This is a genomic window from Desulfosporosinus hippei DSM 8344 (assembly GCF_900100785.1).
In the GTDB taxonomy this organism is placed as follows: Bacteria; Bacillota; Desulfitobacteriia; order Desulfitobacteriales; family Desulfitobacteriaceae; genus Desulfosporosinus; species Desulfosporosinus hippei.
In genome coordinates, this window is record NZ_FNCP01000053.1 from 1 (window position 1) to 8,398 (window position 8,398).

At 31.4% G+C, this 8,398-nt stretch carries 8 protein-coding genes; all 8 read right to left on the minus strand.

Annotated elements, in window-relative coordinates; all coding sequences use genetic code 11:
• Window positions 1-90 precede the first annotated feature (90 nt).
• Entirely contained in the window at window positions 91-921 is an 831-nt protein-coding gene (locus BLS16_RS22595; protein WP_242876412.1) for a UvrD-helicase domain-containing protein, read from the minus strand.
• A 55-nt stretch (window positions 922-976) separates the two neighbouring features.
• Complete coding sequence (locus tag BLS16_RS22600; protein ID WP_092335845.1) at window positions 977-1,387, minus strand: hypothetical protein; 411 nt, start codon at window positions 1,385-1,387, stop codon at window positions 977-979.
• Window positions 1,384-2,088: a hypothetical protein gene (locus BLS16_RS22605; protein WP_092335846.1), complete on the minus strand. Its 705-nt coding sequence runs from the start codon at window positions 2,086-2,088 to the stop codon at window positions 1,384-1,386. The genes BLS16_RS22600 and BLS16_RS22605 overlap by 4 nt, the downstream gene beginning before the upstream one ends.
• Before the next feature lie 68 nt (window positions 2,089-2,156).
• Window positions 2,157-2,801, minus strand: a complete 645-nt coding sequence (locus BLS16_RS22610) for an ATP-binding cassette domain-containing protein (RefSeq protein ID WP_092335847.1) — start codon at window positions 2,799-2,801, stop codon at window positions 2,157-2,159.
• 1,324 nt (window positions 2,802-4,125) lie between these two features.
• Complete coding sequence (locus BLS16_RS22620) at window positions 4,126-4,821, minus strand: hypothetical protein (RefSeq protein WP_207649790.1); 696 nt, start codon at window positions 4,819-4,821, stop codon at window positions 4,126-4,128.
• A gap of 47 nt (window positions 4,822-4,868) precedes the next feature.
• Complete coding sequence (locus BLS16_RS22625; RefSeq protein ID WP_092335850.1) at window positions 4,869-5,684, minus strand: hypothetical protein; 816 nt, start codon at window positions 5,682-5,684, stop codon at window positions 4,869-4,871.
• A 496-nt stretch (window positions 5,685-6,180) separates the two neighbouring features.
• Complete coding sequence (locus BLS16_RS22630; protein WP_143015570.1) at window positions 6,181-6,588, minus strand: hypothetical protein; 408 nt, start codon at window positions 6,586-6,588, stop codon at window positions 6,181-6,183.
• A 356-nt stretch (window positions 6,589-6,944) separates the two neighbouring features.
• The gene (locus tag BLS16_RS22635) at window positions 6,945-7,301 is read right to left on the minus strand and encodes a winged helix-turn-helix domain-containing protein (protein ID WP_092335852.1); all 357 of its coding nucleotides are present in this window, start codon (window positions 7,299-7,301) and stop codon (window positions 6,945-6,947) included.
• Window positions 7,302-8,398: the final 1,097 nt, after the last annotated feature.

Genomic DNA, 8,398 nt, shown 5'->3' on the forward strand with positions numbered 1-8,398 from the left:
TTTTGTAATCCACCCCTAAAGATTTAGAGATGAAGGCGGTCAAAAAACCGATCAATTTGTGTCCAAAAAACGGTCATTTTACTTGACCGCTTACACCTTCTTCATGAGCAGCCCGGCAATCTGTAAAGCTTCTTCATTCCTCTTCGTTAAAACACAGGTGCTTCCCGTCAGCCCTTGGGCAAGGATGTCCTCGACTAAGGGCGTCATCAAATGACGGCTACAATAGTGGACCCGTTTGATCTTGCCGTTGTTACTCTTGACGGCCATAATGGGCGTATGCTTTAAGCGGTTGGGAATGCGCATCAAAAACTGATTGGCAACATCAACGAGATTACGTCTGCTCCTGTAGTTTTCCACCAGTTCCACCATCACCGCATCATGTTCTGTAATCAGGCTCTCCATATATTTAGAGCTGGCACCCCTGAATTCAAAAATATTCTGGTCGTCATCGCCAACGGCAATGATCCGCATACCATCGTTCTGTTCCATCAAAGCCTCGACTAAGGCAAATTCATGGGCATCCATATCCTGCGCTTCATCGATAACCAAGACCGTTTTCGTGATCTGGCCCGGTTCGACTTGCCCGTTCTTGATCCGTTTAATCGCTTCCTGGATGATATCCCCTGACTTTTCCAGGGAGCCGACTCTTCCCAATAACTCAAAGCAGTAGGAATGAAAGGTTTTGATCTCAATGAAGTTGGCCGCATTGCCGATCAGCTTTAACAATCGCTTCTTGAACTCTGTCGCAGCCGATCTTGAAAAGGTCACCATCAGCAATTGCTCATGCTTGACATCTTCCATTAACAGCAAGGATGCCAACTTATGGACCAGAATCCGCGTCTTACCGCTTCCCGGACCGGCAGCGACGACAATCGTCTTCGATTCTTTATCATTGATGATTTTCAGTTGGGTCGGTGACAACTCACCAAACAGCTGTTAACTTGAACCAAAAGTAATATCATTGGGTTTGAAATATTTAATTAGCATTAAATATTTCTTTAGTAATATTTTCGATTTGCGGATTTTCAGCTATATAGTCAACTTTTTTTTGTCCAATTAACCGAGATATCCTTAGCTTGTTACCGTTAATGGCAAATTTTAGAGAGTTTCCATCATCGAAAATAAATAACACCTTAATATTACTATTAAAGTCAAGATTATGTATTTTTTTCATTTTGGAATTATTAAACTCTTTAATTATATTCGACCAATCTTTATCGGGAATTTTTTTTATATCATTATTTATGCTAATTGTTATATCTTTAATGCTTTTTTGATTCACTAAAAGATGATAATTAGGCAAATAAAAGAATCTATAGAAAATTAAGCCACCAAAAATTATAATAATTATAAAAGTAGTTAATAAAAATATCTTGTTCTTAATCATAAACAATCTCCCTTTCTATAATAAACACAATTTATTAATTCTTCTTTTATTTTATTATATATATTAACAATATTATCTACTCTATAACTATAATCTTTGTTGTTAGGGGCTATAATGTTTTCACCATTTACTAACAATATCAAATCATAATCTAATATTTTATTAAATGGAATACCTGACTGTTGGGATTGTATTTTTTTAATTTGCGTATCAATACTTAGATTAAATTTACCATAAAAAATTGAAGCAGGAATAAACAATTTACTCTCATTATCATACCAATCAGGTTTAAGTGTATCTTTTAGAAATAGAATATATTCTTCATTATTTTTCATAGGGACATAACCACTATTGGAATAACATGATTTACGTTTAACAATAACAGGCTCGTAAATATAAATAATTTCTCCTTCTTTTATTTTTTCCTTATCATTTTTAAATATTTTCATTACTTGAACTGGACATTTTAATGCCATAGAATATCTTGTTTTATATTCATCAGTAACTTTAACAGAAATAATATATTGGGATTTTTCTTTTAATTCGTTAAAATTTGTTATAGAATTATCAAAATCATTGTTTAAGTCTACATAATAGACATAGTTTAAATCGTTAAAATCTTTGTCGGCAAAATTTAAATCGTTAATGAAAGTATTCTTAAAATATACAGAAGAGGATAAGCCTAATATAATAATTGACATTAAAGTTACTAAGAAAATTTTGTTTTTCTGTGCAATGTGATCTCCTCCAAAACTGTGAATATGTTTTATTAAGGTTCTTGAAACAAGCTTAAATTTCCAAATTCCATTTTGTATTTAACATCTGAAAGAAGTTGAATATCCTCTTTGTTATGACTAGAGATGAGAATTAGTGCGCCTTTTTGTTTTTCTTCTAATAAAATGGTTCTTACAAGATTAATCCCTTGTTCATCTAAAGCATTTGTAGGTTCATCTAAGATGATTAATTCTGGTTTTTCCATGATGGCCTGAGCTATTCCAAGTCTTTGTTTCATACCCAAGGAGTATTTTTTAAAGATCCGCTTATCTTCTGGATCCAGGCCTACTCTATTTATAGCTACTTTAATATCGTTATCAGAAATAACTTTCTTAATAGAAGCTAATATTTTTAAGTTCTGAAATCCTGTATAGTAATCCCAAAAACCTGGATTTTCGATTATTATACCTACACTATCAGGAAATGATATATCTTTGTGCAATACTTTATGATTAATTTTCACATATCCTTCAGTAGGTCTAATTAGTCCGCAAATAGCTCTAAATAGCATCGTTTTGCCGGAAGCATTTCTTCCAAAGAAACCACTAATATTACCTTTTTCGAGATATAGATTAACGTTATGTAATACTTCCTGTCCTTTAATTATTTTGCTTAAATTAATTACTTCTAGGTAACTCATTATTCTTCCTCCCCATAAAATCTGTATGTTTTCTCTCTTTTAACGGAATTCTTAATTCCCTACACAAAGTATTCGCATTTACCAGTTTTACTGTAACAAAACTCACACCTTTGATTTCTTTAACCAACGTACCACTTTTGATATTTGCCTGCACAACCCGTCAAGACCTTCGTGAAGCGTGATATTGTGTGTGTTTAATGTGATTGTCTTAGCTTGAGTTCTATTCGGGGCATGACTCTCCTTAGGTACACTTCTGAACAACTTCTTACTGACTCTTAACCCTTTTCATCCCAGCTGCATTCAGTCATTGTCTCATCAAATTAGGTTATTCCAGCCAATCTAATTTTTTATATCCCTGGGCAAGCTGATACTTTCGGCACTAGCATACTGCCTGTGTCCTTATACTTTCCAAACACTGTATCACGCTTCGAGAAAACATATTTTCACCACCGCAGAATTCGAATTTTGTGCTGTTCATTTCTTTATACTCGTTGGATAGCCGTCACTCTTATCCAAAGTTCTTTTTTGTTACCCACAGGAATGCTCCTAAATTCATTCACATAATATCCTTTTTATTAATCAATAAAGTAGCTATAACTGTAGATATTATAATGAGAATAGAATAATAGAGTATCGACCACCATGGATAGAACCCTTGAATATAAAACTTTAGTAGTTCATCTTGTCTATTAATAAAGATAGTATCGTGTAAATATAATAAGCTATGAACTGATGGCATAAACAATAATAATAATTTGTTTTTTGAAAAATTTATAATAAAGTATGAGAATACATTTAATGAAAAAATAAAAGTTAAGCAATAAATACTTTTATACTTAATCGAAAACAAAATGGATAAAATTATTAAAAATAAGAGGTGTAGGAATATTAGTAACAATTGCACAATAAGTATATTGCTTAAATTCTTTAAGAATAGGTAACTAAATAAACTTTCTATAATTACAATCAAAGAGCTATAAAATGCAGTATATAATATAACTTCTAAAATTTTTATAATAAACCATTTGGAACGATATTTTGTTCTGCTAAAAATTAAGGGAGCTTGTTTATCAAGACTGAATTCTAGGTGATTATTAAGAATTACCATAAAGTAAAACTGAGGAAAAATAAGGAATAGAATATTATTAATATTATTTAATCCAATACTATCATTTAAATATCCATATACATAGACAATAAAATTTGTATTATCTATTTGAGAAAGAGATCTAATGCATCCTAATAAAATGAATAAACTTCCTATAGCAAGTTTTAGAATAATTTTATAGTCTATCATAAACTTCATTTTTAATTATGCCTTTCTTCAATCATACATAAAATCATTTTCACTCAAAAAATTTTTAAGAGTAAAATGTGAAATTATAAGCAATAAAATAAACCAAATATAATTAAAAATTCCCCAACTGCCATTTAAGAACATAAACATTTCAAAAGTTGGGATATTCAATCCTATTAGTTGAAGATAATTAAATGTGAAATGCAAAAATATAAAGAAACCTGTTATTATAAAATAACTAATTAAAGTATTTTTGGTCTTAATCAAGGTAATTGTAAACAAATTGGTTATTACTAGGAATCCACAAATCTGAAAATATAAGAATTTTAATAAGTATCCTATAAAATCTTTGTTAAACAGTTTAGGCGCTAGTCCAAAATAGAGCGACAAAATAATTACTAACAAATTTAATAAAATTACATATAAAACAATTATAATAAAACTTGATTTATAATAGTCTTTTACCCAAATATTAAGCTTATTATAACGAATCATTATATTATTATTAAAGAGATATTCCATCATTAAGTTTATTGTAAATAAAAACAATGGAAATATTATAAAGACAGCAAAATTAGCATTTAACACTTTATCATGAATATATGTTATAGGTGAGTCCAATAAATATCCTAATCTTTTATCATTGATGTTTTTGAGCAATTTATTTAAAAAGTATCCATTTAATAAAAACCAAAATAGAAGTATCGTAACAGAGGTATGCATTCTTTTAGATCCTATTATTAATCTAATTATATATGCGTTGAAACTTTTCATAATTCATTCCTCGAATGTAATAAATAGCGTAAAATCAGACTTATACTTAATATAAATATTAAGATAATTGCAGAGAAAAAATACGTAGGACTAGCAGGCGAAGTAGGCAAAGGTAAAATTGTTAACTGAAATTTCAAACCATTAGGCAATAAAGAAACAAAGATATCAATTACTAAGTATGCTAACATTACAATTGCTATTGGAATCAAACTATTCTTTCTTAAATTTAGTGATATTGAATAACCTAATAATGCATACATAGAAGCAAATAAAGCTATTATAGTAACTGATGTCATACTAAAGAGAAAAGGATTTCCTATTCTTAACCAGTTAAATAACTCTTCAGGTATATATTCGATAACATAAGGAGGTAAACCATTTGTTTCATAGTTTATGGATGGGAATGTAATGTTAGATAAAATTATGTTAAATAGCAATGGTATCAAGAAACTTACAAAAGTTGAAATTATTACTGCTAAGCCTTTTGAAATAATATAAGTAGTTCTACTACTTCTAGTTGTAATGAAAATATAGGTTCCACTTTTTATATCAGTTATGAAAGAGTCAGAATAAATCACATTTGCAATCATAGGAAGCATAAAAATAATTGTCATTAGAATGGCTTGACTATAAGGGTGTAATAAAATTGACATTTCGTAACCCGATCTTAAACCACTTAACCCCATCCCTTTTACAATGAAACAGGTATAAATAAAGGCATAAGTATTTATTGCAAAAAGACCAATAAAAACAATCTTAAATTGCTTTCGATTTATGCAATTTAATAATTCCATTTTTAAAAGTGTACCCATTTTCTCCCACCTTTTTATTAGCTGAATATTTCAGTTCGATAGAGTATACATAACGGTGAATCAAAGTACCTGTCTCAATATAATGATCAGCTTTAAGAGTTGTGTATTGGATGCCATGGTGAAGGAAATCTGATTAATTTGTTGGATTACCTATTTCGAATGGCAGTGCATCCATTCGTCTCTCTGACCTCAGATTAAAACTTCATATGAGGACAGGATGTGCTACAGCGAAAGGGTGGGGCTTACCTCAGAAATCTTCCTTTGAGCCACACACGACCCATTGAAGCACATCCCGTGGGGTTCCATGTCAAGTTTGTCCCCAGAGTAATCCAGTATGAATCGGTTGTTAATTCTATCCATTGCACTCTCTTGTGAGACTCCCGCAACGAATGTTCTGAATCTCCGAGATGACTGCGCTCGATCAAAGGAATACACATTAGTCGATACACACTCGAAAAATCTAAGTGTGTATCGGTTTTTTCAACAGCCTTGATTATTATTGAAAAAAATCAACTTTTCCATCAACATAAGCGCCGCTCGTTGAGTCATAATAATTCATCATCCCTAATGATACATACTCACCTTGATGATCTTCACCATCACTGAAATATAACCATTTGTATTCACCATTGGCTGTAAATGTTGTCGTTGTAGATCCCAGCGGATCTTCGCCAGAATCTGCAGGCCATAAATAGCATTTAGTAGTACCAGTAAACTTATTAACACAAGCATTGATTCCGGCTACTGGATCATTATGCTGATAAGTAGACGTATAATTTTGTCCTTGCCATCTAGGAAGTAAATAACCAGAAAACGATTTAATTGATCCTAAAACAGTTGTTGTTGGTAATAAGAAAGCTCCTACAAGAAGAATTGATAAAAAAAGACTTTTTTTCTTTTTCATTTCTTTCACTCCTTTTAGATAAGATAAAAATATATCTGGCATTAGGATGTATTTTTATACATTTTGTCTTACCCCCTTCCAAGATTAGTTATTCTATATTAATTTTTCTAATCCTTTGACGAAAAATCACAAAATTCTTACAATTAAGTAAGGTACCTTAGCCAGGATAGAATAGTTTATTACTCTTTTGCATCAGATCCCCGATCTTCCCAGTTTACTCATTTCGAGGCTCAATAACTTTCAGGCCCACGTGACTGTTACTCTTAACAGCTAGAATTACCCCTAGCCATCAAGACTAGTTATTGCTGATCAGCATGTGTCTACCAAACTGATTTCTACCCGTTAAGTTACACTACTTATGCTCTATCGCGACCGGAAGTTAAGCATTTATTATTTTTTCTATCATATAAAATATATCCCACTCCTCTTAACGAAAGAAGGCAAGATGGCTTTTTGGTATCATCCTCGATTTTATTTCTAATTCGGTTTATACAAACATAAAGGTAATTCAAACTTACACTTTTTGTTTTCCAAACAAATTTGATCAAATCTTCTTCCGATACAGGTTTACTCAAGTGTAGCCCTAGAAAATATAGTATTTTAAACTCAACTTTAGAAAGATTGATAGGCTGATCGTCTTTATAAAGGATTTGCTCTCTAATATCTAAAAAGCATTGAAATCCAAGATTAATAATCTCTTTATCTTGTTTCACTCTATTACCTCTTTAACTCAAATTTTTCTATATAGATTGTCAAATACAATTAATACTCCCCTACATTACTTAGATCTGCATAGCTGTATCAGTTTCACCAGTCTCACTAAGCTGTGCCATTTAACGGCCAAAATCAAAAAAACTGCGCCGTAAAATTTTCTAGTTTATTTGTAATCACGTTTTTTACCAATAGCTTTATCCTAGTTTAAGAACTTTTCTATAGACTACATTTCAGAGGGTTTAAGAATGTAAAAAGGTTGCATTAATTCCAATGTGGGATTTATATGCATAAAAGAAGATCGTTACCTGTTGAATAAAAACGGGAAACTGTTTTAGACGGTTTGGCACAATGTTTAGCAAACTAAAGAACTTTACCATTGATTACTTGGGAATTAGTGCAAATGATAGCAAACCTTACTTTGCTGGCATAAATGATCTTAAGACATCGATATTTATACTGCATCTTCTGTTTAAATAATTATCGAATATGCAAATGATATATTAATCCTCCCTCATATAACAATTGTGACATATATTCTCTCTAGACATCAAAGACTTCGAAGAATACTTATCTGTTAGACAACACCGATTTAAGCAAACAAATGGGACAAAGCACACAATCACAAGAATATACATTACAGACCATCATAAAGTAATTATCTACTGGTAAAATAATGAGCATAAGTTCAAATCTAGAATTAATATTTCAAAACCTCATTTGGCAAATTAGACTTATTATCACTCTACAATAATTTGATTGCTTTTGCAGCGAAAATCACACTGCAAGATGCCGCATTTTTTTGCGTTCCCCTTAAATCTACTTCCTGACTTTAGGAGTGTCTTAACAAAATAAAGGAATTTGAACCCTGAGAATCACTTAATATAGCGGATTTCAGGGTATATTTGCCTTTTAAATTATCAATTATTTTGTCCTGTTATATCCTGTTATTTCATTCCTTTTTTGCTCGACTCATGGTATAATGGATTTATACAATTTCTTTGATTCGGAGGGCTCGATGTACGTTGCTATTACAGGCTCGGGCAAAGCCCGAGTCGTCCAGTTCAGAGAAGATACTCGCATACCGGGAACAACTAAA

What these genes read in the sequence shown, in the direction of transcription:
- BLS16_RS22600 (WP_092335845.1), bottom strand. Translation starts at nt 1,387, where the DNA reads ATGATTAAGAACAAGATATTTTTATTAACTACTTTTATAATTATTATA.
- BLS16_RS22610 (WP_092335847.1), bottom strand. Translation starts at nt 2,801, where the DNA reads ATGAGTTACCTAGAAGTAATTAATTTAAGCAAAATAATTAAAGGACAG.
- BLS16_RS22630 (WP_143015570.1), bottom strand. Translation starts at nt 6,588, where the DNA reads ATGAAAAAGAAAAAAAGTCTTTTTTTATCAATTCTTCTTGTAGGAGCT.
- BLS16_RS22625 (WP_092335850.1), bottom strand. Translation starts at nt 5,684, where the DNA reads ATGGGTACACTTTTAAAAATGGAATTATTAAATTGCATAAATCGAAAG.
- BLS16_RS22605 (WP_092335846.1), bottom strand. Translation starts at nt 2,088, where the DNA reads ATGTCAATTATTATATTAGGCTTATCCTCTTCTGTATATTTTAAGAAT.
- BLS16_RS22620 (WP_207649790.1), bottom strand. Translation starts at nt 4,821, where the DNA reads ATGCATACCTCTGTTACGATACTTCTATTTTGGTTTTTATTAAATGGA.